21 protein-coding genes are annotated in these 23357 nt (G+C 66.0%); 5 read left to right on the top strand and 16 right to left on the bottom strand.

The features are described 5' to 3' along the window. Nucleotides 1–29: 29 nt before the first annotated feature. Nucleotides 30–1199 carry a cysteine desulfurase family protein gene (locus ACTIAO_RS06945; protein ID WP_441905553.1) on the bottom strand — a complete coding sequence of 390 codons (1170 nt, stop codon included), beginning with the start codon at nt 1197–1199 and terminating at the stop codon, nt 30–32. Between the two features lie 64 nt (nt 1200–1263). On the opposite strand from ACTIAO_RS06945, the gene glgX reads away from it, so the two are divergent. Genes glgX through glgB form a run of 3 tightly spaced genes read left to right on the top strand, consistent with a single transcriptional unit; the run spans nt 1264 to nt 7637 of the window. Continuing rightward, nucleotides 1264–3327 (top strand): glycogen debranching protein GlgX, encoded by a 2064-nt coding sequence (gene glgX / locus ACTIAO_RS06940; RefSeq protein WP_441905552.1) that lies wholly within the window; start codon nt 1264–1266, stop codon nt 3325–3327. Nucleotides 3328–3387: 60 nt separating this feature from the next. Next, nucleotides 3388–5457 carry a maltotransferase domain-containing protein gene (locus tag ACTIAO_RS06935; protein ID WP_441905551.1) on the top strand — a complete coding sequence of 690 codons (2070 nt, stop codon included), beginning with the start codon at nt 3388–3390 and terminating at the stop codon, nt 5455–5457. Next, on the top strand, nt 5454–7637 hold the full coding sequence (gene glgB, locus ACTIAO_RS06930) for a 1,4-alpha-glucan branching protein GlgB (RefSeq protein ID WP_441905550.1): 2184 nt from the start codon (nt 5454–5456) through the stop codon (nt 7635–7637). Before ACTIAO_RS06935 ends, glgB begins: the two co-directional genes overlap by 4 nt. Nucleotides 7638–7676: 39 nt before the next feature. On the opposite strand, the gene ACTIAO_RS06925 is transcribed toward glgB, so the two are convergent. Both ACTIAO_RS06925 and ACTIAO_RS06920 read right to left on the bottom strand, forming a co-directional pair. Further along, complete coding sequence (locus ACTIAO_RS06925) at nt 7677–8630, bottom strand: tetratricopeptide repeat protein (RefSeq protein WP_441905549.1); 954 nt, start codon at nt 8628–8630, stop codon at nt 7677–7679. Beyond that, on the bottom strand, nt 8627–10534 hold the full coding sequence (locus ACTIAO_RS06920) for a glycosyl transferase (protein WP_441905548.1): 1908 nt from the start codon (nt 10532–10534) through the stop codon (nt 8627–8629). The genes ACTIAO_RS06925 and ACTIAO_RS06920 overlap by 4 nt, the downstream gene beginning before the upstream one ends. A gap of 169 nt (nt 10535–10703) precedes the next feature. Between ACTIAO_RS06920 and ACTIAO_RS06915 the strand changes: the two genes are divergently transcribed. Then, complete coding sequence (locus ACTIAO_RS06915; protein WP_441905547.1) at nt 10704–11753, top strand: AI-2E family transporter; 1050 nt, start codon at nt 10704–10706, stop codon at nt 11751–11753. A gap of 128 nt (nt 11754–11881) precedes the next feature. Here the strand turns inward: ACTIAO_RS06915 and ACTIAO_RS06910 are convergent, their stop codons facing one another. The 8 genes from ACTIAO_RS06910 to rpsB all read right to left on the bottom strand — a co-directional run bounded on the left by ACTIAO_RS06910 (nt 11882) and on the right by rpsB (nt 17890). Further along, on the bottom strand, nt 11882–12169 hold the full coding sequence (locus tag ACTIAO_RS06910) for a hypothetical protein (protein WP_441905545.1): 288 nt from the start codon (nt 12167–12169) through the stop codon (nt 11882–11884). A gap of 9 nt (nt 12170–12178) precedes the next feature. Further along, the gene (locus ACTIAO_RS06905; RefSeq protein WP_441905544.1) at nt 12179–12898 is read right to left on the bottom strand and encodes a transglycosylase SLT domain-containing protein; all 720 of its coding nucleotides are present in this window, start codon (nt 12896–12898) and stop codon (nt 12179–12181) included. 47 nt (nt 12899–12945) lie between these two features. Then, nucleotides 12946–13524: a DivIVA domain-containing protein gene (locus ACTIAO_RS06900; RefSeq protein WP_441905543.1), complete on the bottom strand. Its 579-nt coding sequence runs from the start codon at nt 13522–13524 to the stop codon at nt 12946–12948. Then, nucleotides 13521–14627: a phosphatidate cytidylyltransferase gene (locus tag ACTIAO_RS06895; RefSeq protein ID WP_441905542.1), complete on the bottom strand. Its 1107-nt coding sequence runs from the start codon at nt 14625–14627 to the stop codon at nt 13521–13523. Before ACTIAO_RS06895 ends, ACTIAO_RS06900 begins: the two co-directional genes overlap by 4 nt. 6 nt (nt 14628–14633) lie before the next feature. Then, a complete protein-coding gene (gene frr / locus ACTIAO_RS06890) occupies nt 14634–15188 on the bottom strand; it encodes a ribosome recycling factor (RefSeq protein ID WP_441905541.1) in 555 nt (184 codons plus the stop codon). 69 nt (nt 15189–15257) lie between these two features. Further along, entirely contained in the window at nt 15258–15974 is a 717-nt protein-coding gene (pyrH, locus tag ACTIAO_RS06885; RefSeq protein ID WP_441905540.1) for a UMP kinase, read from the bottom strand. A gap of 93 nt (nt 15975–16067) precedes the next feature. After that, complete coding sequence (tsf, locus tag ACTIAO_RS06880; RefSeq protein WP_441905539.1) at nt 16068–16895, bottom strand: translation elongation factor Ts; 828 nt, start codon at nt 16893–16895, stop codon at nt 16068–16070. 41 nt (nt 16896–16936) lie between these two features. Next, on the bottom strand, nt 16937–17890 hold the full coding sequence (gene rpsB / locus ACTIAO_RS06875) for a 30S ribosomal protein S2 (protein ID WP_441905538.1): 954 nt from the start codon (nt 17888–17890) through the stop codon (nt 16937–16939). A 315-nt stretch (nt 17891–18205) separates the two neighbouring features. Here rpsB and ACTIAO_RS06870 point away from each other — a divergent pair, with 315 nt between their 5' ends. Beyond that, nucleotides 18206–18778, top strand: coding sequence for a murein hydrolase activator EnvC family protein (locus ACTIAO_RS06870; protein ID WP_441905537.1), 573 nt, complete (start codon nt 18206–18208; stop codon nt 18776–18778). Here ACTIAO_RS06870 and ACTIAO_RS06865 read toward each other — a convergent pair. The 5 genes from ACTIAO_RS06865 to ACTIAO_RS06845 all read right to left on the bottom strand — a co-directional run bounded on the left by ACTIAO_RS06865 (nt 18741) and on the right by ACTIAO_RS06845 (nt 23355). Further along, nucleotides 18741–19643 carry a tyrosine recombinase gene (locus ACTIAO_RS06865; RefSeq protein WP_441905536.1) on the bottom strand — a complete coding sequence of 301 codons (903 nt, stop codon included), beginning with the start codon at nt 19641–19643 and terminating at the stop codon, nt 18741–18743. The genes ACTIAO_RS06870 and ACTIAO_RS06865 overlap by 38 nt on opposite strands. Before the next feature lie 92 nt (nt 19644–19735). After that, a complete protein-coding gene (locus ACTIAO_RS06860; protein WP_441905535.1) occupies nt 19736–20242 on the bottom strand; it encodes a hypothetical protein in 507 nt (168 codons plus the stop codon). Nucleotides 20243–20312: 70 nt separating this feature from the next. Continuing rightward, the gene (dprA, locus tag ACTIAO_RS06855; RefSeq protein ID WP_441905534.1) at nt 20313–21470 is read right to left on the bottom strand and encodes a DNA-processing protein DprA; all 1158 of its coding nucleotides are present in this window, start codon (nt 21468–21470) and stop codon (nt 20313–20315) included. Continuing rightward, the gene (locus tag ACTIAO_RS06850) at nt 21467–22996 is read right to left on the bottom strand and encodes a YifB family Mg chelatase-like AAA ATPase (RefSeq protein WP_441905533.1); all 1530 of its coding nucleotides are present in this window, start codon (nt 22994–22996) and stop codon (nt 21467–21469) included. Before ACTIAO_RS06850 ends, dprA begins: the two co-directional genes overlap by 4 nt. Continuing rightward, nucleotides 22993–23355, bottom strand: coding sequence for a YraN family protein (locus ACTIAO_RS06845; RefSeq protein WP_441905532.1), 363 nt, complete (start codon nt 23353–23355; stop codon nt 22993–22995). The genes ACTIAO_RS06850 and ACTIAO_RS06845 overlap by 4 nt, the downstream gene beginning before the upstream one ends. Nucleotides 23356–23357 lie beyond the last annotated feature (2 nt).

Genomic DNA, 23357 nt, shown 5'->3' with positions numbered 1-23357 from the left:
CAGGACGGTCCCTGAGTCGGCGGAAGGGGTCAGCGAGCGTCGCGATTCCCGGATGCGCGGGCGTACGAATCGGCGATCACGGCGAGCACGGCATCCACATCCGCCTGAGCGGACGTGCGTCCGAGCGTGAACCGCAGGACGCTGCGTGCGTCCTGCTCGCTGCCGCCCATCGCCTTCACAACATGCGATGGCTCCGCGACGCCGGCCTGGCAGGCAGAACCGGTGGATGCTGCGACTCCCGCAACATCCAGCAGGAACAGCAGGCTCTCCCCCACCGCACCGGGAAAGAGGAAGTGCGCGTTGCCCGGAAGCCGGTCGATCGGGTCGCCCAGCAGCCGTGCTGAGGGCACGGCCGAGCGGATGCCGTCGACGAGGTGATCGCGCAGGGCTGCGAGCCGAGCGCTCTCCGATTCGCGTTCTGCCTCAGCCGCCACGAGCGCCGCAGCGAAAGCAGCCGCCCCCGGAACATCCTGCGTACCGGCTCTCAGGCCGCGTTGCTGGGCTCCGCCGTGCAGCAACGGCGCCATCTTCGCCGTGCGAGAGACGACCAAAGCACCGACTCCGACGGGGGCGCCGATCTTGTGACCGGCGACACTCATCGCGACAAGGCCCACCCCGGCCGCGGCATCCGCCCGCAGGTGACGGAAAGACAGCGGGAGATGTCCGAGCGCCGCCACGGCATCCAAGTGCAGCGGCACGGCAGCGCCGGCAGCAGCACGCGACAGCGCGGCGGCGTCGTTGACGGTGCCGACCTCGTTGTTCGCGACGAGTGCCGTCGCCAATGCCGCCTCCGGCAGCGCTGCGGTGAATGCATCGAGATCGATCCGACCGTTCGCGGAGAGCGGCACTGTAAGTACAGCGGCGCCGGAGGCCACGAGCGCGGCGACGGTGTCCATGCTCGCGTGGTGCTCCCCATCCGGAAGGACAACAGCTCCGGCATCCGTCCCGCGTGATTCCCACAGCCCGTGCAGCGCAGTATTGATCGACTCGGTTCCCCCAGACGTCAACACGACTTCGATCCGGTCGCTGTCGAGCACCGCGGCGATGCTCTCCCTGGCGTCCTCGAGCAGCCGCCGCGCGTCCTGACCGGCGCCGTGCGTCGAGGATGCATTGCCGACGATGTCGGACGCGGCCAGCCACGCCTCCCGCGCCTCCGGGCGCAACGGAGTCGTCGCCGCATGATCGAGGTAGAATCGCATCCCTTAACTCTCCCCCATTTTCGGGCGGTCGGCATACCGAACACATCCCGCCTACTCTTTACTCATGTCCGACTTCACACCCCCCGGTGGCAACGCCCTCGACGGCCTCGGCGTGCGGCGGCACGACGACGGTGCGACGCTGCGCGTCTGGTCGCAGAACGCCTCGTCGATGACACTCGTGGTGTTCGATGAGACCGATCTCGACTGGGTCACCGATGAAGCCGCGCTGCAGCCTCGAAGCGACGGCGTGTGGGAAGTGACGACGCCGCTGCTCCAGCCCGGTACCCGCTACGCGCTGCGCGTGAGCGGACCGCACGGCCCCGGCAACACCTTCAACCCCGAGACGCTGCTGCTCGACCCGTACGCGCGAGGTCTCGCTCAGGGCGATGGGTATGACGACTGGCGCTCGGTCGTCATCGAGGACGGCTTCGACTGGGGCGGCGTCGAGAAGCCGCGTGTTCCGATGGACCGCACCGTCATCTACGAGGCCCATCTGAAGGGAGTCAGTAAGCGGCATCCCGATGTGCCTCCGGCCCTGCACGGCACATATGCCGGGCTCGCGCACCCCGCGATGATCGAGTATTTCCATGCGCTCGGCGTCACCGCGATCGAACTCCTGCCCGTGCAGGCGTTCGCCTCCGAACCTCGCCTGCTGGACCGCGGCCTGACGAACTACTGGGGCTACAACACCCTGAACTTCTTCACCCCGCACACCGCGTACGCAACCGATGAGGCGCGCAAGCAGGGTCCAGAAGCCGTGCTCGCCGAGTTCAAGGGCATGGTCAGGCTGCTGCACGAAGCAGGCCTCGAGGTCATCCTCGATGTCGTCTACAACCACACCTCCGAAGAAGGACTCGGCGGCCCGCGCACGAGCCTGCGCGGCCTCGACAACGCCAACTACTACCGCCAGCAGCCCGACGGCGCCTACATCGATACGACCGGATGCGGGAACACGCTGAACACCGCAATGGATGCTGGTGCCCGGCTGGTCCTGGATTCACTGCGCTACTGGGCGCAGGAGATGCAGATCGACGGCTTCCGGTTCGACTTGGCTGCGGCCCTCGGCCGCGATGCCGCGCACGAGTACTCACGAGAGCATCCGCTGCTGCTGGCGATCCGCGACGATCCGGCGCTGGCGGGGACGAAGATCATCGCCGAACCCTGGGATGTCGGGATGGGCGGGTGGCAGACCGGAAATTTCGCCGACGGCTGGCACGAGTGGAACGACCGCTACCGCGACCGCGTACGCAATTTCTGGCTCAGCGACATCGACTACGCCCGTCGGGCCTCGGCCCCGGTCGGCATCGGCGGCTTCGCGACGCGCCTGGCCGGCTCCTCGAACACCTTCAGCAAGGAGCGCGGCCCACTGGCCGGAGTCAACTTCATCACTGCGCACGACGGATTCACCCTGCACGACCTGGTGACGTACGACGTCAAGCACAATGAGGCCAACGGCGAGGACAATCGTGACGGCGCCGATATGAATCGTGCGTTCAATCACGGCGTCGAGGGCCCCACCACCGATGCCACCATCAATGCGGCACGCCGCAAGGCGATGCGCAATCTGCTCGGCACTCTGCTGCTTTCCGCAGGCATACCGATGCTCACCGCAGGCGATGAGACCGGTCGCACGCAGCGCGGGAACAACAACGCCTATGCGCAGGATTCCGCCCTGACCTGGCTCAGCTGGGAGCACGAGCCGTGGCAGCTGGATCTTCGTGCGCACGTCGTCGCCCTCACACGCTTCCGGCGTGAGAACGCGGCGCTGCGTCCCAGCCGTTACGCGCGTCGAGATGTGCACACCCCCAATGCCTCGCTGATGGACTGGTACAACCAGGACGGCGAGACGATGGAGGAGGCGCAGTGGACCGACCCGCACAGTCGCACGCTGCAGTACGTCGCCGAATCCACACCGATCGATGAGCCGATCAACCGTATTCTGCTCATCGTGCACGGCACCGAATCCCCGGTCGATGTGACCCTTCCCACCTCTCTCGAAGGAGCGACACGATTCGTCTCGCTCTGGTCCAGTGCGGATGAGCAGCCGTCATCGGAGGCTGAGGATTTCGCTCCAGGGGACGTCGTGGCCACCCCGGGTACATCGATGCGCCTGTTCCGCGTGGAGTAGCCCGATCGCGCGACGCGCCGACGGGTTCTCCGCAGATGCCGAGCGCGGTACATTCGGGGTGTGGCAGCACGTTCTGGCAATCGTCCCGCGGTGTTTCGAAGCCCCGCTGAAATTCCTCTGCGGCCGCGCGCTGCGGACACGCACACCGGCCTCCGCACCGGCAGAATCCCGGTGCTGGAGCCCGCGCCGACAGCACCTGGAGGGTACGCCCCGAAGGCATTCACGGGCGAAGTGGTGCCGTTCCGGGTCGTGTCCTTCCGCGAGGGCCATGATCGAATCGGCGTGCACCTGCGTCTCACCAGCCCGGAGGGCACCACGTCACTGCACCGACTGAGCCCTCTCGCCGACGGCACAGACCGCTGGCAGGTCGAGGTCGCTCTGGAAGCACAGGGTCAGTGGCGATTCGAGTTCGAGGCGTTCGCCGACGAGTTCGCGACGTGGGCGCACGCGGCGTCGATCAAGATCGCGGCCGATGTCGATGTCGCGGTGATGGCCGCACTCGGCCGGGACCTTCTCGCGCGCGCCGCAGCCGACCCCCACCGGCCCGCAAAACAGCGCGCGATGCTGAAAGCACGAGCTGCCACGCTCATCGAAGCGGATGCTGCCACCGCACTGGCCGTGGCCACCGATCCGGGCCTCGCCGCCGTCTTCGCCGACCGGCCGCTGTTCGCGCTCGCGTCGGCCACCGCTGAACAGACGATCACGGTTGAGCGGACCGCTGCCGCCGTCGGCGCCTGGTACGAGTTCTTTCCGCGCTCCGAAGGCGCCAAGCGCGCAAAGGACGGCACGATCCGCAGCGGCACGTTCCGTTCCGCTGTCAAACATCTGGGTCGGGTCGCCGAGATGGGCTTCGATGTGCTGTATCTGCCCCCGGTGCATCCGATCGGGCGCACCCACCGCAAAGGTCCGAACAACACACTCGATGCCGGACCCGCCGATCCCGGGTCGCCGTGGGCCATCGGCTCAGCCGCCGGCGGACACGACGCGGTGCACCCTGATCTCGGCACGCTCGCCGACTTCCGATTCTTCGTCAGAGAGGCACGCAAGGCCGGAATTGAAGTAGCGCTGGACCTGGCGCTGCAGGCATCGCCCGATCACCCGTGGGTCGCCCAGCATCCGGAATGGTTCACGACCCTGCCGGACGGCACGATCGCGTATGCCGAGAACCCGCCGAAGAAGTATCAGGACATCTACCCGGTGAATTTCGATGGGGATCCGGATGGCATCCGCGTCGAGGTGCTGCGCATCGTGCGGCATTGGATCGCCCAGGGCGTGCGGATCTTCCGCGTCGACAACCCGCACACCAAACCCCTGCAGTTCTGGGAGTGGCTGATCGCACAGGTCACCGCCGAGGACCCCGACGTCGTCTTCCTCGCCGAGGCCTTCACGCGCCCGGCTCCCTTGCGGGGGCTTGCCGCCGCGGGCTTCCAGCAGAGCTACACCTACTTCACCTGGCGCAACACGAAACCCGAGCTGGAAGAGTTCCTCACCGGCCTGGCCACCGAGACCGCCGACTACCTGCGCCCGAATCTGTTCGTGAACACCCCGGACATCCTCACCGAGTATCTGCAGTACGGCGGGCGCGCCGCCTACAAGGTACGTGCGGCGATCGCCGCCACCGCAGCGCCCGCATACGGGGTGTACGCCGGCTTCGAGCTGTTCGAGAATGTCGCGCGTCCCGGGTCGGAAGAGAACATCGACAACGAGAAGTACGAATACAAGTTTCGAGACTTCGTCGGAGCGGAGGCTGCGGGCGACTCGCTCGCCCCCTACCTTCGACGGCTCAATGAGATCCGCCGTGCGCACCCCGCACTGCGCCAGCTGCGCAACTTCACCGTGCACTGGAGCGACGACGACAGCATCCTGGCCTACTCGAAGCACTTGGATGGCGCGTTCACTCCCGATGGAGCACCCGACACGATCATCGTCGTCGCGAACGTCGACCCGCACTCGGTGCGCGAGAGCACCGTGCACCTGGACACGACGATCTGGGGCGCCGAGCCGGGAAGCTCGTTCGAGGTCGAAGATCTCATCACCGGCGCGGTCTGGAACTGGTCCGACCACAACTACGTTCGCCTGGATGCCTTCACCGAACCGGTGCACATCCTCCACGTGAGGAGTCGAGCATGAGCGAGGTCGCGAGCACCCCAGCATCCGCCGTATGGGAAGCCGTCGCCGCTGGCGCCCATCATGCCCCGCATGATCTGCTCGGCGCTCACGAGGCGACTGGCGACGACGGCGACGCCCAGACCACGATCAGGGCGCGCAGGCCGCTCGCCGAGAGCGTGGTCGCGATCCTCAGCGACGGCACCCAGGTGCCACTCGAACATGTCGCTTCCGGCATATGGGAGGGGACCCACCCCGGCTCCCCCTCGTCGTATCGCCTCAGCGCTGTGTACGACGGCGACGTAGAACACGTCTCGGGTGATCCCTATCGGCACCTTCCCACGGTCGGCGAGCTCGATCTTCATCTCATCGCCGAAGGACGGCATGAGCGACTCTGGGAGATCCTGGGCGCGAATGCCCATCTCATCGAGGGAGAGATCGGAATCTCGTTCGCGGTCTGGGCGCCGAACGCGCAGGCTGTCCGCGTCGTCGGAGACTTCAACGACTGGAGCGGCGAAGGCCATGCCATGCGGTCGATGGGCTCCAGCGGCGTCTGGGAGCTGTTCATTCCGGGGGTATCGCCGGGAACCGTCTACAAGTATCAGATCCTCACTCCCGACGGCACGTGGACCCTCAAGGCCGATCCGATGGCGCAGCGAACGCAGGTGCCGCCGGAGACCGCATCGATCGTCGGGTTCTCGGCATACAGCTGGAAGGACGGCGCGTGGATGACCCGGCGCGCTGCCACCCACGCCGTCGCGGGCCCCATGAGCATCTACGAAGTTCACCTCGGCTCCTGGCGAGGCGGTCTGGGCTATCGCGAGATCGCCGACCCGCTCATCGCGCACATCACCGAGACCGGCTTCACCCACGTGGAGTTCATGCCGCTGGCCGAGCACCCCTTCGGCGGTTCCTGGGGCTATCAGGTCAGCGGCTACTACGCCCCGACCGCGCGCTTCGGATCGCCCGATGATCTGCGCTATCTCATCGACCGGCTGCACCAGGCCGGCATCGGGGTGATCCTGGACTGGGTGCCGGGGCATTTCCCGAAGGACGAGTTCGCACTGGCCCGTTTCGACGGTCGACCGGTGTACGAGCATCCGGATCCACGGCGCGGCGAGCACCAGGACTGGGGCACGCTCATCTTCGACTACGGGCGCAACGAAGTACGGGGGTTCCTCGTCGCCAACGCTCTGTACTGGTTCGAGGAGTTCCACATCGACGGGCTCCGCGTGGATGCCGTCGCCTCGATGCTCTACCTCGACTACTCCCGACGCGAAGGCGAGTGGGAACCGAACATTCACGGAGGTCGGGAGAATCTCGAGGCGCTCCGATTCCTGCAGGAAGTCAACGCGGCGGCCTACCGCACCCACCCGGGCATCGTCATGATCGCGGAGGAATCCACCAGTTTTCCGGGGGTCACGGCACGCACCGATCAGGCAGGGCTCGGCTTCGGATTCAAATGGAACATGGGGTGGATGAACGACTCATTGCAGTACATCGCCCGCGATCCGCTGCACCGCGCCCATCATGAGGGCGAGATGACGTTCTCCTTCGTCTACGCATTCGGTGAGAACTATCTGCTCCCCATCAGCCACGACGAGGTCGTCCACGGCAAGGGCTCCCTCATCTCGAAGATGCCCGGCGATCACGCGCACAAGCTCGCGAATGTCCGGGCATACCTCGCCTACATGTGGGGGCACCCGGGCAAGAATCTTCTCTTCATGGGGCAGGAATTCGGCCAGATCGCCGAGTGGTCCGAGAGCAGACCATTGGACTGGTGGCTGCTCGACCAGCCCGCACATGCACAGCTTCAGCGGTTCGTCGGCGCGATGAACGACGTCTATCGCGCCACAGCACCGCTGTGGGAGCGGGACGGCGACAGCACGCGGTTCCGGCGGCTGGGCGCCCCCATCTGGGATCCGAACGTGATCGCATTCGAGCGGCGCGATCTGCACGGTGGTCGGGTCATCGTGATCAGCAACTTCGCGGGCGTCGAGCACGCCAACCTCGCACTCGACGTGCCCGTCGCCGGGGTCTGGGAAGAGATCCTCAACACGGATGCGCTCGAATACGGTGGAGCGGGCATCGGCAACTTCGGGCGCGTCGCGGCTCACACGTCAGAGGACCACGGCACTCCGACCACGAAGGTCACGCTGCCACCGCTGTCCACGCTGTGGCTGCGGTACCGGCCCACGCGCTGATCGCGCCCCGGCGGAGCGCCGCCGATGTCTCCTCGCCGCTTAGAACAGCAGCGAGGACAGCCTGTTGCGGGCGGCTCCAACGCGGGGGTCGCCCGCACCGATGAGTCCGAACAGCTCGACCAGCCGCTCGCGCACGGGTGCGCGCTCATCCGAAGGCAGCACCGCGAACAGATCGAGCAGACGACCGAATGCATCCTCGACGTGACCGCCGGAGATGTCCAGGTCGGCAACGGCGAACTGCGCCTGCACATCGCCCGGCGCGGCTGCCGCAGCAGCGCGTGCCTCCTGCAGGTCCAGTCCCGATACTCGATTCAGCAACCGCACCTGACCGAGTCCCGCGCGCGCGTCTTCATCGCGAGGGTTCTCGGCGAGAGCCTTCTCGTAGGCTGCGATCGCCGTCGCGTAATCGCCGTTCTCGATGGCTGCGAACGCCTCGGCATGCAATGGGGGAAGCGGCGCTTCCTGAGGCTCCTCGGCATCCTCTGCGGAGGTCTCCGGCTGCTGCTCGCCGCCGACGCTGCCGGTGACACCGTTCTGCGCGGCGACCTGCAGGAGCTGGTCGAAGACCTGGCGAACCTGCTCTTCGGGGACGGCGCCGGTGAACATCGGCACGGGCTGCCCGCCGATCAATGCCACGACCATCGGGATCGACTGCGCGCGGAAGCTCTGCTTGAGCTGCGGGTTGGCGTCGACATCGACCTTGGCCAGCACGACACGGCCGCCGAGTTCGGTGACAACCTTCTCGAGAATCGGGCTCAGCTGTTTGCACGGACCGCACCACTCCGCCCAGAGATCGACGACGACCGGTACGGTGCGGGAGAGTTCGAGGATCTGCCCGAACGTCGCGTCGGTGACGTCGACGATGAAACCGCCCGGCGCCGCGTCTGCGCCATCGGCCGCCGCCTGGGCGGGGTTCGTCGGTGCGGTCGGACGGTTGCGCAGGGTCGAGAGGTCCACGGCGCCACGCAGGGCAGCAGCTGAGATATCGCTCACTTGATCACTTCCACGTTGAGAATGTCCTGGTGCACGGCGAGCAGTCGGATCTGCTGCGTCGAGCCCTGGCTGGGCACAGAGAAGAACAGTTGGAGACCGTAGGTCGTCACGACGCCCTTCGAAGCCTCTTCCGCTCCGGTGAGGGTCTTCGCCTCGGCGTTGTCTCCGAATCTGATGACGGCGTCGGTCGAAGTCGGAGTGATCGTCTCGCTGTCCACGAGTGACACCGCTACGATCGCGCCGCTGTCGAGCGTCGCCATCGCGACAGGCGGATCGGTGCTCGGCTCGATATCGAAGGCAGCTGTCGATGTCTCCGCCGCGCCGTTGTCCACGAGGGCCTGCGTGACGGCGTCACGGCTGGTCGTGATCGACTCCGCCAACGCGATCGTCGCCGGATCGAAGTCGGCGCGATACTCGCTCGCGTCGCCGTTGTCGACGAGGTCGGCGAACGCTCCGGCAAGCTCATCGGGTGCCAGGGTGAGGAATGCCGCGGCATTCTCGGTGATCAGGCTGGTCCCGAGCCACGCAGGGGCGAGTTGCGGAACTTCGGTGGATGCCTGCATCTCGGCGATGTTGGAGACCTTGTAGTCCGCCCAGGGGTCCGCCTGCGTCATCGTCAGGATCACCGGGGGGACGGTGTCATCGCTCTTGCTCTTGCTGAGCACGAGCACCGTACGCGGCCAAGCGTCTGTGGCCTGCGGCAGCAGCACCTCGATGGCCTCGGTCGGGATCGTCGCTGGCAGCGGACGGTCGGGAAGCGCAGCGCGCAGCGTGTAGTCGGTCGCACGCGCACTAAGCGCGGTGCCTTCCAGGCGCGTGCCCGCCAGGTCGATGTCCCCCGCCGCGTCGGCTTCTTCGAGCGTCGCGGAGATCGACTGGAGGATGCGGGATGCCTGTGCTTCGGTGACTGCTGGTGGCTTCTGATTCTCCGGCGTGATCACTGTCTCGCTCGGTGACGGCGACGGTGTCGCCTCGCCGATCTGCGGCCAAGAATCGCTCGAGCAGCCGGCGAACATCAACGCCGTCAGACCCAGCGCGGGCAGCACGAGTAGTCGCCTGCCGTGCTGCGACGCGCGGCGTTCGCTCTTCTCCGGCTTGCTCTCGGAAGACTCCGGGTCGGCATCGCTCGGGCCTGGTTCGATCTGTTCCCGAACCGGTGCCGGCGCGAGACCGATGGGTTCTGTGGCCGGAAGCGGCCCCGGTCCCTTTCGACGCGGCCCGCGGCCCCGCCGCTGATGCCGGATAGCGAGCACATACATGACGAGGCCGAACAGCAGCACCGCTCCCCCGGCCGCGATGAGCGGGCCGACCCAGGGAGTCGTGGTGTTCAACGGCCAGGAGACGACGATGTCGCTCGGAGCATCTTCCGTGCCGTCTTTGGCGATGAGCACGCTCATGCCCTCCGGCAGCTGCATGTCGGTGATGAGCTGATCTTGCTCGCTGAAGGAGTCGAGCCAGAGGTCGGACCCGACCGGGTTACGCCCGGCTTCTGCCCCTGCCGCGTCATCCGCCTCGGGTGACTCTGTCGGATCGGGCGTGGCTGTCGCGTCGGGCTCGCTCGCAGTATCGCTCTCATCGGTCTTCGGTTCGACGACCGAGGCGTGTGGTGTCCCCTTGTCGTCGAGGACGATCGACGAGTACGTGGTGTCAGAGAGCCAGGCTTCGAGATCCGCGGTGCGCCCGTACGCTGCGAAGAGGTCGCCATCGCCACGGACAAGCAGCGTCTGCTGTCCCGGGTTCTCGCGCAGCACTGTACCATCGACGAGAACATACGGTGTCGGCTCTTCGACGCTGAGTTCCACCTGCTGAGCCGTCGGCCCCATGAAGATGGTTCGTTGAGCAATGCCCGCTCCGATGAGAAGCGTGGCCAGGACAAAGGCCACGACGGCCCACACGAAACGCACGAAAAGTCTCCTTACGTGATCCAAACGCCTCGTTCGGATCTCCGCTCGACGTTTCAGACTAGCGAAACTGGCTGAGTGTTGACTACGAGGGGGTACGAGAACTCGGCACGTCGCGGGCTCCGGAGCCAACGGCCGACTACCCTGAGAGCAGTCTTCTGGAAGAGAGCAGATGAAACTCCACAACCCGTTCCGCACTGCGCTGGTCGCGACACTCGGCGTCGGCCTGGGCATTCTGCTGATCGGCAGCATCGAATCGCTTTCGACTGTTCTGCTGTACGTCGGCACCGCACTGTTCATCAGTCTCGGTCTCGAGCCGGGGATCTCTTTCCTCGAGCGTCGTAGGCTTCCGCGCTGGCTCGCCGTGGTCATCACGCTGATTTTGGTGCTCGGAGTGTTCGCAGGGATCGTGCTGATCGTGCTGCCGGTCATCGTCGCTCAGGTCACGCAGCTGATCGAGCAGGTCCTGCAATTGGTGACGAAGCCGACGTTCGCCTCCGACGTCGAAGTATGGATCACCGGAATCTTCCCGAACCTCGATGTCGAGCGCGTGCTCACCGAAGCCCAGGACTGGCTCATCGCAAACCTCGGCGACATCACCGGTGGCGTGATCAACGCCAGTGTCGCCGTCGTGACGGGGCTCTTCGGGGCGTTCATCGTGCTGATCCTCACGATCTATCTCACCGCGTCGACGCCATCGCTCAAGCGGGCCGTCTATCAGCTGGTGCCGGCATCCAAGCGGCCGCGGTTCATCGACCTTGCTGAGCAGATCACGGATTCGGTGGGCTACTACGTCATGGGACAGGTCACCATGGGCGTGATCAACGGTGTGCTCAGCGCGATCTATCTGAATATCATCGGCGCACCGTTCGCTGCGGTCCTCGCCGTGATCGCGTTCTTCTTCTCGCTAATTCCGCTCGTCGGCACGCTCACCGGTTCGACCATCATCGTCCTCGTCTGCCTGATCCCCGGTCTCGGTTCTCCGGGGACCGCGCTGGCAGCGGCGATCTACTACCTGATCTACATGCAGATCGAGGCGTATGTGATCTCACCGCGCATCATGAGCCGCGCGGTAGCCGTTCCCGGCGCAGTCGTCGTGGTTGCGGCGCTCGCGGGCGGCTCCCTCCTCGGGTTGCTCGGTGCGCTGATCGCGATCCCGGTGGCCGCCAGCATCCTGATCATCTACCGGCAGGTGCTCATCCCTCGTATGAACGAGCGTTGACGCGCGCCGGGTCATGGCCGCGCAGCGGACTTGACGCGGCGCGGGTCAAGGTTGAGCGAGCGAAGCGAGTCGAAACCTCAATTCGCCGGGTCATGGCCGCGCAGCGGACTTGACGCGGTGCGCCCGGCTCACGCCACCTTCCAGCAGTGGGTGTGCCAGTGCCTGCGGGCGGCGAGGTCAGCGGCGTCTCCCAGGACGCCATCCGCTCGCCAGACGACCAAATGCGCCGTGCCAGAAGCGATCACACCTCTGCAGCCGGGGCAGGTGTACTCCTTGAGCGACTTCTGCGCCGAGACCGGTTGCACGGTCCATTCCCGCCCCTGACGGACCTCACCGCGCTTCCAGCCCGAGAGCAGGCGCTGGAAAGAGTCATCAGCGCCCGGGTCCTCCTGGCGCCTGCGGTTCGAACGCGGCATGTCTGCTCGTTACCACCAGTTGTTGTTGATCCAGAACTCATACGCTCCGGCCCAACTGCCGTAGCGACCGGTGGCGTAGCCGTTAGCCCAACGGAGGTTGTCAACCGGGTCGTAACCGTTGCCGGGCACCTTGCTGCAGGGCAATGCCTGAACGAGGCCGCATGCACCGGACGAACTGTTCGTAGCGTTCGGGTTCCAGCCGCTCTCCTTGGAGACGACGTAATCGACATAGCCCCAGTCGCTCGCTGCGATCCCCGCTGCGGCCATCCACTCTGCAGGGGCGCCGCCCCCGCTGTAGAACAACGGTCCGCCGCCGGAGGAGTCCGAAGATTCCGAAGACTCAGCGGCCTCGTCGACCGATGCCACCTCAGGTTCGGGTGTCGGTGTGGGAGTTGGCGTGACGTACACCTCGAAGTTGCCGCGGGTGACCGGCTCGATCGTAGCGCCCGCGACGGTGACGGTGAGGTCCTGCGTGTCCTGTACCGCGAGAGAGAACGCAGTCGTGGTGTCGGCGGCCGGCTGCTCAGCCAGCGCCATGCCTGTGGGGGCGACGACAGCGGCCGCAAGCGCGACGACGCCGAAGGCCGCCAGGCAACCAGCAACGCTGCGTCTGCGGGTCCAATATCGCTTCGCAGGCGTTCGCTTCGCAGAGACGGTCGCGTTCGGGGCTGCGGATGCGACCGGAGCGGCTGAACCGCGTGCGGGATCGATCTCAGTACCGGAAGTCACAATAGACCCCATACTAGCCAGCACCACCTGAATTCACCATGAGAGCCTCAGCGGACCGCGAGCATGACATCGATCGTGGCATCCAGCAGCGCATCCACCTGCTCCTCGCGGTACCCATGGCGCTGCATCCGGAATGCAGCAGATCGCAGCTGCTCGACACTGAGCTCGTCACCATCGCGCAGGTAGCGCACGATCCGCCCTGCCACGTGATCGACCTCGTCGACGCGATAGCCGAAGGTGAGAAAACCTGTGCGGGCGAACTTGCTGCGCCGACTGCGCGCGAGGTGATCCAGGATCACCTGCGCCTGTTCGCGCGCCTGGGTCACCCACTCCTCCGTACCGCCGTCGCGCACGATCTGATCGCGCTGGCGGGCGGCGAAAGCATCTTCGATGCGGCCCAGGGCTGCGTCGACGTCGGCGATCACGTATCCGCCCTTGACCAGGGGGAATGATGCTTCCCGCACGTCGGCGGCCGTGAGATCCCCACCAACCTCGAAGCTCTCGCGTGCGGCAGCCAGGAATTTGTCGACAGCTGCCGGGTGGTACCCACGGCCGGAACCGCTCACCACGCGGAACGAGCCCGAAGCACGCTCCTGCGTCGCATCGTTCGCTGTTTCGGAAGTCATGCGAGTACCGCCCAGGGAGATAGCAGGAAGTAGAGGATGAGCGCAGGCACCGTCGAGGGCAGGATGCTGTCGACACGATCGAGCATCCCGCCGTGCCCGGGCAACCAGGAGCTCATGTCTTTGATTCCGATATCACGCTTGATCATCGACTCGCTGAGGTCTCCCAGCGTGGCCGACAGCAGGATCACGATGCCGAAGATGACACCGGCCCACCAGGACATGTCCAGGAGCAGGATGGAAAAGAGCACACCAGCGACGATCGCAGCGATCACAGCACCGCCGAAACCTTCCCAGGTCTTCTTCGGGCTGATGCGTGGCGCCATCGGGTGCTTGCCGATCGCGACGCCGGCGGCGTACGCGCCGGTATCGGCGGCAACGGCGATTCCGACGAAGGCGATCACCCACCACTGGCCGCCTTCCTGCTGCGTCAGCATGAGGGCGAGCCCGGCGAGGAAGGGCACGTAGATCTGAACGAACCCACCGACGACGGCATCCGTCAGCACATCACCGTAGGTGCGGCCATCCTTGACGATCATCTGAGCCAGGAGGCGCCAGACGATCACGAACGCCACCGCGAAAAGCAGGGCGACCCAGGTGAGCCACGGAGGCGCGAAGTAGCCGGCGAGCACGAGCGCGACTCCGGCGATCAGCTGCGGAACGATGTCGATCCGGCGTCCCGCCGTGCGCAGCGCTCGGGAAAATTCGAAGATGCCCAGCACAGCGATCGCCAAGGCGATCGGGATGAACAGCTCCTTGATGAACACCAGCGACCCCAGTAGGACCGCTCCGAATGCGAGCCCGACGAGAGTCGCGAGGATCAGGTCGCGTCCGGTGCGAGCCTTGATGCGCTCATTGGCCTGATCGAGGTGCTCACGGGCCTGGCTGACGTGCGTCTCAAAATCACCACGAGCCTGTTTGAGCTGCTCGCGCATCATCGCCGCCGGATCAGCCGACTGCGGCAGCGGCGGCCGGGGAGGAACGGCGGTCTCGTCAGCCGCAGGGATCGGCTGGACGGGCGCGGTTCCGTTCGGGCTCGCCGCACCACGGGCCTCGCGCCGTGTCAGCGGCTGCCCCTCGTCGGCGTCTCCGATCGGATCATTCATACTTGATCAGACCTCGAGCAGCTCGGTCTCTTTGCGCTTGAGCGCGTCGTCGATGAGATCCACGTGCTGTCGGGTGATCGCATCCAGCTCCTTCTCGCCACGAGCAATCTCGTCTTCGCCGACCTCGCTCTTGAGAGCGTCAAGCTCGTCCTTGGACTTACGACGGATGCCGCGAACATGGACCTTCGCGTCCTCGCCCTTGCTGCGCACGAGCTTCACATACTCTTTGCGACGCTCCTGGGTCAGCTCCGGCATCGTGACACGCACGATGTTTCCGTCGTTCGTGGGGTTGGCCCCGAGGTTCGGCATGTCGCGGATCGCCTGCTCGATAGCTTTCAGCGCCGACTTGTCGTAGGGCGTGATGATGAGCGAGCGCGCCTCAGGGTTCGCAAGCGACGCGAGCTGCGCGAGCGGCGTGGGCGAACCGTAGTAGTCGACCAGCACTTTCTGGAACATCTGCGGGTTCGCACGCCCTGTGCGCACGGTGGCGAAGTCCTCCTTCGCGGACTCGAAGGCTCGTGTCATGCGAGAGGCGGTTTCGGCGAGGACGTCCGCGATCACGGTGGCTCCTATCATCAGGGGGTTCTTACGATTCTATCCGGGTACACGACTGCACCCTGGTAACGGCGGTCACGCAGTGACGAGCGTACCGATCCGCTCACCGAGGAGAGCACGCGTGACGTTGCCCGCAGGCTCCATGCCGAACACGCGCATGTCCATCTTGTTGTCCATGCAGAGGCTGAAAGCCGTCGAATCGACGACCTTGAGACCGCGCTGGAGCGCGTCGATGTAGGTCACCTTCTCGATGCGGGTCGCCGAGGGGTCCTTGTGCGGATCAGCGGTGTAGATCCCATCGACGCCGTTCTTCGCGACCAGCACTTCCTGCGCGCCGATCTCGAGGGCACGCTGGGCCGCGACGGTATCGGTGGAGAAGTACGGGAGTCCGGCGCCCGCGCCGAAGACGACGACTCTCCCCTTCTCCATGTGCCGCTCCGCACGAAGGGGAATGTACGGCTCCGCGACCTGTGTCATCGAAATGGCGGACTGCACGCGGGTCGGTGCACCGGCCTGTTCGAGGAAGTCCTGCAGCGCGAGGGCGTTCATCACTGTCCCGAGCATGCCCATGTAGTCCGCTCGTCCGCGATCCATGCCGCGCTGGCTGAGCTCTGCGCCGCGGAAGAAATTGCCTCCACCGACGACGATCGCGATCTCGACTTCGGAGACGGCGGCGGCAATATCACGCGCGATCTGGCTGACGACATCGGGATTGACCCCGAGCTGACCTCCACCGAAAGCTTCCCCGGAGAGTTTGAGAAGGACGCGACGGCGTCCGGTGCGTTCAGTCATGTGTAGGTAATCCTCTCGTCCCGATTCAAGATAGTGCCTTTTGGGCATGAAGAAGGGGTTCGGATCGTGTTGATCCGAACCCCTTCGACCTTGCTACGCGCCGACCTTGAAGCGCGCGAAGTCCGTCACGGTGATACCGGCGTCCTTCGCGACCTGGGCGACAGAGAGCTTGTTGTCCTTGGCGTAGTCCTGCTCGAGCAGTGCGACCTGCTTGATGAATGCAGAGACGCGGCCTTCGACGATCTTCGGAAGAGCAGCCTCGGGCTTGCCCTCGTTGCGAGAGATCTCGGTGACGATCTCGCGCTCCTTCTCGACGGCATCAACCGGAACATCTTCGCGGCTGAGGTACGACGGGTTGGCGAACGAGATGTGCTGCGCGATGCTGCGAGCAGTTTCGGCGTCATCACCCGTGTAGGCGACGACGACACCGATCTGCGGGGGAAGGTCCTTGCTCGTGCGGTGCATGTACACCTGGACCGCGTCGCCGGTGACGGTGCGGACCTGACGCAGTTCGACCTTCTCGCCGATGATGGCTGCCTCGTCGGAGATCAGCTCAGCGACCGTCTGGCTTCCAGCGGCAGCGGCGAGCCCCTCTTCGACTGTGTTCGCCTTGGCGGCAGCCGTGGCATCCACGACCTTGTCCGCCAGTGCGATGAAGCGCTCGTTCTTCGCGACGAAGTCGGTCTCGCAGGCGAGCTCGACGAGCGTCACGGCGCCGTCAAGCTCACGCGAGACGACGAGTCCCTCACTGGTGGAGCGATCAGCACGCTTGGCGTTGCCCTTGGCACCCTTGAGGCGAAGGATCTCGACCGCCTTCTGGCGGTCTCCCTCAGCCTCTTCGAGCGCCTTCTTGGTGTCGACCATTCCGGTGCCGAGCTGCTCACGCAGCGCCTTGATGTCAGCGATGGTGAAGTTGGCCATGTGTCGTGGCTCCTTGCTTCGTTAGGTGTGTGTAGGCGAAATTACTTGGCGTCTGCTGCAGCAGCAGCGCCGGAAGCATCCGCAGCGGACTCGTCGATGACGAGCTCCTGCTCAGCAGCGGCCTCAGCGGCGTCGGCCTTGTCAGCGGCGGCATCAGCCGGCGCCTCGGAGGACTCTTCCACGTTCGTCGGCTCAGCGTCGGCGGCCTTCTCAGCGTCGTCGGCCTTCTCAGCGTCGTCGGCGGGTGCCTGAAGAAGTTCGGCCTCCCACTCGGCCAGCGGCTCAGCGTCGCCCGACTCGGGGTTGTGCTTCTGCTGCAGGCCCTCGGCCGCGGCGTCAGCGATGATGCGCGTCAGCAGCGAGACCGAACGGATCGCGTCGTCGTTGCCGGGGATCGGGTACTGGAAGTCGTCCGGGTCGGCGTTGGTGTCGAGGATGCCGATCACCGGGATGCCGAGCTTCTTGGCCTCGTCGATAGCGAGGTGCTCGCGCTTGGCGTCGACGACCCACAGAGCCGAAGGCGTCTTGGTGAGGTTGCGGATGCCGCCGAGCGACTTGTGCAGCTTGTCGAGCTCGCGCTTCTTGAGCAGGAGCTCTTTCTTGGTGAAGCCGCTGTTCGCCGGGACCTCGTAGTCGAGCTCCTCGAGCTCCTTCATGCGTGCGAGACGCTTGGAGATCGTCTGGAAGTTGGTGAGGAGTCCACCGAGCCAGCGCTGGTTCACGAAGGGCTGGCCCACGCGGGTCGCCTGCTCGGCGAGGATCTCCTGCGCCTGCTTCTTCGTTCCGACGAAGAGGATGGTGCCGCCGCGGGCAACCGTCTCCTTGACGAAGTCGTAGGCCGAGTCGATGTAGCCCAGCGACTGCTGAAGGTCGATGATGTGGATGCCGCTGCGCTCGGTGAGGATGAAGCGCTTCACCTTCGGGTTCCACCGGCGAGTCTGGTGTCCGAAGTGCACGCCGCTGTCGAGCAGCTGGCGGATGGTGACCACAGCCATGGTCGTCTCCTGTTTCTGGCGCTCTCGCGCCGTTGAGGTTATGTCACCGATCAGGTGATCGGTATTCCTAGTGCCCGGCACACGCCCACCCGCTCGTGAGAGCAGGACCTGTGGGAGTGGATGCCGCGAGGTCGGTCCGTGCGGACTTCGATCGCTTTGGGCACGCGTAGTCACCCCGAAAATCGAGGTGCGACCTCAAGTGTACAGGATCCGCGGCGCCGCACTGCGTGTCCACCGGCGGAGAATTCTGCGAGTTCTCCCCCGTTCGCGGGGTTGGCCCGGATGGACGGGGCGCGAGCGGACGACGATGGACGGATGCCGAAACAGAAGCGTGTGCAACACCGCCTCCGCGCTCGTTCCTTCGCGCCGGCGCGCCTCCTGACGATTCTCGCGCTGCTGATGCTGCTTCCTGCTGCGGCGGCAATGCCCGATGACGCCGGCAGCTGGGTCTGGCCCGTCGATGGGGCGCGCACTGTCGCAGAACCGTTCCGCGCGCCTGCGCACGACTACGGCCCCGGCCATCGCGGTGTCGATATCGCGACAGCAACGGGGACCGTCGTGCGGGCACCGGCCGACGGCGTCGTGGCCTTCCGTGGTGTCGTGGTCGATCGGGCGCTGCTGACGATCGACCACGGTGATGGGGTGATATCCACATTCGAGCCCCTCGCCTCCGAACTGGTGCCGGGAACCGCCGTACGCGCCGGAGACGCGATCGGCACGGTCGCCAGCGGTGGTCACGCGGCAACGGGCACGATGCATCTGGGCGTGCGAGTCGATGGCGTCTATACGAATCCGATGCTGATGTTCGGGGATGTGCCGCGGGCGATCCTGCTGCCGTGCTGCGACGCGATCACGCGCGCGGGTGCGCGAGCCGGTAGGTCGCTGTGAGTCGCTCCGTGGAGACGTGCGTGTAGATCTGCGTCGTGCCGAGGCTCGCATGCCCGAGAATCTCCTGCACCGCACGGAGATCGGCCCCGCCGTCGAGCAGGTGCGTGGCTGCGGAATGACGCAGGGCGTGTGGGCCGACGGCATCCGCCCCGATGATCGGTCCGAGAGCACGAGCGACGAGTGTGTACACGGCGCGCGGCCCCATTCTCCCGCCCCGAGCGCCGAGGAACACCGCCGGAGTCGTATTCGTTGCGCGCGCGAGAAGAGCTGGGCGTCCACGAATGAGAAAAGCAGAGATGGCATCGCGCGCGGGCCGCCCGAACGGGACGACGCGCTCTTTGGATCCCTTGCCGAGCACGCGCGCGGTGGAGCGCTCCAGGTCGATGTCGTCGACGTCGAGACCGCAGAGTTCGGAGACGCGCATGCCCGATCCGTACAGCAGCTCGAGGATGGCGTGATCGCGCAGAGCCTCCGGATCACCATCTGCTGCCGCGAGGGCACGCGCATCGAGTAGTTCGCGCATGCCTTCCTGCGAGGCGACCGCGGGAAGGGTCCGCCCCCGCTTGGGTGCGATCAGTCGCAGGCTGGGGTCGATACTGATGTGTTCTTCCTCCTTGGCCCACGAGAAGAAAGATCGCGCCGCCGCAGCCCGCCGGGCGAGAGTGGATCTGGCGTCGCCGCGCTGCGTGGCTCGCCACAGCCAGGCCCGGAGCATCTCCAGGTCGACGTCCCCGAGCGCTGCGTCATCGATGGAGTCCGCGAGGTCGCGCAGATCGGAGCGGTATGCCCGCACGGTCGCTGGAGAGAGCCGTCGTACCTGGTCCAGGTACGCGGTGAAAGCGTCCGCGGCGGCGGTGAACTCCATACGGTTCAGCTTGCCGCTGTGCACGCAAGACGGGTGGATGCCCCGCCGATTCGACACGGCTGTCTCCGGCCTCGTCGGGAGCGAGTGCACTCTCAGCGGAGGTCCCCGCAGGCGGTGATGACACGCGCCATCACCGTTCCAGAGCCACCGCTCCCGTCGAAGGTGAGGAGGTAGGAGCCGGTCGCGTCCTCCAGCAGCAGGTGATGCGAGGGCACGGGCCACGTCGAACCGTCCGCGTATTCGATCTCCTGTGCAGATGTGCCGTACGAAGTCTCAATGCTGGCGAGCGACTCTCTCACGGAGTCGATCCCGACCGCGATGTCGGTCGTGCTGAAGTAAAACGCGTTCATCCAATGCCCGATGCCGACGTCCTCTCCGACGCAGCCGTAGACATTCAACGCCTGCGGGATGTCTGTAACGAGCTCCGCGTCCGGGAACTCGGCCATGATCTCCTCGACCGTCGCGTCGGAATCGTCCCTCACCTCGTTAAGACTCGGGCCTAGCTCTGTGCGGACGGGGACGGCGGCAGAGGCAGCACAGCCGGTAAGCACGATTGCGGCTGACAGGGTAAGCATCGCCGTGAGACGTTTTGAGACCATGCGACCATCCTCTCCTGAAACCCAGGGGCCTGAACGTGACGGCCCGATGAGTTTCGCGCCGGTGGGATCGCTATGCGGTCACGCGGAGCCATCCGAACTCCTCACGGCTGACGCGGCCTTCCAGAGCCAGCGTCCCGAGAAGACCCTTGACGCGCTCTGACGACAGCCCGGCGGTGCGCGCGAGGTCGGCTGGGCTTCGGGGCGTACGAGTGCTCATCGCGTCGAGCAGCTGCACCTGCTCCGGCTCCGGCCTTGACTCCCCGCGCGTCCCCGTCGGCGACATTCCCGTCAACTCACGCACCTCCGCGGCATTCGTTACGCACAGCGCGTCATACTCCCTCAGCAGCCGGTGACAGCCGGCGGATGCCGCGCTGGTGACAGGTCCAGGCACTGCACCCAGGGGCCGCCCCAGCGCAGACGCGTGACCCGCGGTGTTCAGAGACCCACTGCGCCATCCGGCCTCGACGACCACGGTAGCGTCACCGAGCGCTGCTATGAGTCGATTTCTCGACAGAAATCGCCACTTCGTCGGCGCAGCACCGCAGGGAAGTTCGCTGACGACCGCGCCCGATTCTCGGATGCGCTCGAACAGCTGCTGATGTCCGGCCGGATATGCACGGTCCACTCCCCCGGCGAGGAATGCGACGGTGCTCCCTCCCACCCCGAGCGCGGCCCGGTGCGCAGCACCGTCAATCCCGTATGCGCCGCCCGAGACCACAAGGGTTCCGGTCGTCGCCAGGTCACCGGCCAGCTCGCTGGCGATAGCGTCACCATAGGCAGTGGCGGCGCGAGCACCGACGATCGAAACGCTGCCCGCCGAGGACAGCTGGTCCTGATCACCCCGTACCCACAGCAGAACCGGCGCATGGTCGCCGAGATCGTCAAGCGCACTCGGCCACGCCGCATCCCCTGGCAGCAGCAACCTGGCACCGACCTCGGCAGCATCTCGGAGCGCATCACGGATCGCTCGCGGCTGCGCCCGCGGCATCCATCGCTTTCGTCCTTCTTCGATCGCTTTCTCGGACAACCCAAAATTCTGCGGGCCCAATCCGAAGCGCAGCGCCTCGGATTCGCCGAGCTGAGCGATCAGCGCACCGGCAACCCCGTCGCCGGGCTCTGTCACCACACCCCAACTCACTCGTGCGATCGTGATCGCGGGATCGATGTCGGGTCTGGCGGCAACCGCCGCTCTGCGTATCTCAGTGTCACCGAGCAATTCGTCGATCATGCGATGAGTCCTCTCTTCAGAAACAGTGCTCGTCCCAGCTCTTCGCTCCCCGGGGCCTCAGCACCCGCCAGATCAGCCATCGTCCAGGCCAATCGCAGCACGCGGTCGTAGCCGCGCAGCGTCAGCTGTCCCCGCTCGAGAGCGCGGTCCAGTGGTGCTCGCACCTCGCGGGGCAGCCGCCGCTCGCCCGCGCGCAACCACGCTCCGGCAACATCGGCGTTGAGTGACCACGGCGTCTGAGCCAGGCGCTCAGACGCGCGTGCACGGGCCGCCACCACCATGCTCGACGCTTCTGCGCTGGTCATCGCGGAGCGCTCGGTCGAGGTCGCTCGAGACGCTGCAACCCGGGCGACCTGCAGATCGATGTCGATGCGGTCGCGGAGTGGCCCGGAGAGCCTCGCCGAGTATCTGCGGATGGCGATCGGCGGGCAGATGCACTCCGCGCCACGCACGCCATAGTTGCCGCACGGGCATGGATTCGTCGCCAGTACCAGCTGAAACTTGGCCGGGAAGTGAGCGCGGAATCCGGCTCGATCGATCTCGATGGATCCGGCCTCCAGCGGCTGGCGCAGCGCATCCAGCGCCACTCGAGAAAATTCTGCTGCTTCGTCGAGAAAGAGCACACCTCGGTGCGCGCGAACGATCGCGCCCGGTCGCACCACACGCGAGCCGCCTCCGACCAGAGCGGCGACCGAGGCACTGTGATGCGGAGCCTCCAGGGGCGGCAGGTCGTCGAGTGCGTTGACAGCCGCGCCCGAAAGGGATCGGACGGCAGCGACTTCGAGTGCGTGATCCTCGGCCAGAGGTGGAAGAATCCCCGGCAATCGCCGTGCGAGCATTGTCTTGCCCGCACCGGGAGGACCACTCATCAGCATGTGGTGGCCACCTGCCGCGGCGACGATCAGCGCTTCGACGGCCTCGTCCTGGCCGACGACATCTGCCAGGTCCAACCTCTCCAGAGGCTCGGCAGCGCGGGCATCCGCGGCAACGGGCTCGACATCGGCGACCGAGACGTCTGCACCGTGCCACATCGCGACCTCGGCAAGGGTCGTCGCCGCGCGCACCTGCATGCCCGGCACCAATCGCGCCTCGGCCGCGTTCGCGTGCGGCACGATGACGCGATCGAATCCGGCCCGAGATGCCGCGAAGACGGCTGGGAGCACCCCGGGAACCGGCCGCACGCGCCCGTCCAGCCCGAGCTCGCCGATGTGCACGGTGCGAGCGAGGGACGCGGCATCCAGCACTCCCCCGGTGGCCACTGCCGAGATCGCGATGCCGAGGTCGAATCCGCTGCCGTGCTTGGGGAGGCTGGCGGGCGAGAGGTTGACGGTGAGACGCAGTCGCGTGAGCTTCAGATCGGCGTTCGTCACGGCATTGTGCACGCGCTGCGCGGCCTCGCCGAGTGCTTTGTCCGGCAGGCCCACGATCTTGAACCCGGGTGTCTGATTCGACACGTCCGCCTCGATCTCCACGAGGTGGCCGTCGACACCGGTCAGTGCAACCGCCCATGTGCGCGCCGTTCTCATCGCAGATCCACGAGGTGCTCAAGGGTGGCCGTCATCGGGTCGGCGCCGATGACGCCGATCACGTCGAGCCGCAGCGCACGGTTCGCCGACTGGTCGGGGTGATCTCTGCACCACGCGTAGGCGAGTCGCCACAGGCGGTCGCGCTTGCGATCGTCCACGGCGTCGAACGGATGCCCGAACGCCACGCTGCGCCTGGTCTTCACCTCGACGATGCAGATCGTCCCGCAGGTCTCCGCGAGAATGTCGATCTCGCCTTGACTGCACCGCCAGTTGCGGTCCAGCACCTGATATCCGTGGGTTCTCAGATAGTGCGCGGCGCGCTCTTCACCCGCACGTCCGAAGTCGTCTTTCGCTGCCATGC

This window comes from Microbacterium sp. (assembly GCF_052099035.1).
Classification (GTDB): domain Bacteria; phylum Actinomycetota; class Actinomycetes; order Actinomycetales; family Microbacteriaceae; genus Microbacterium.
The sequence above is the reverse complement of the archived record's forward strand: the minus strand, read 5'-3'. Positions and strand labels throughout refer to the sequence as shown.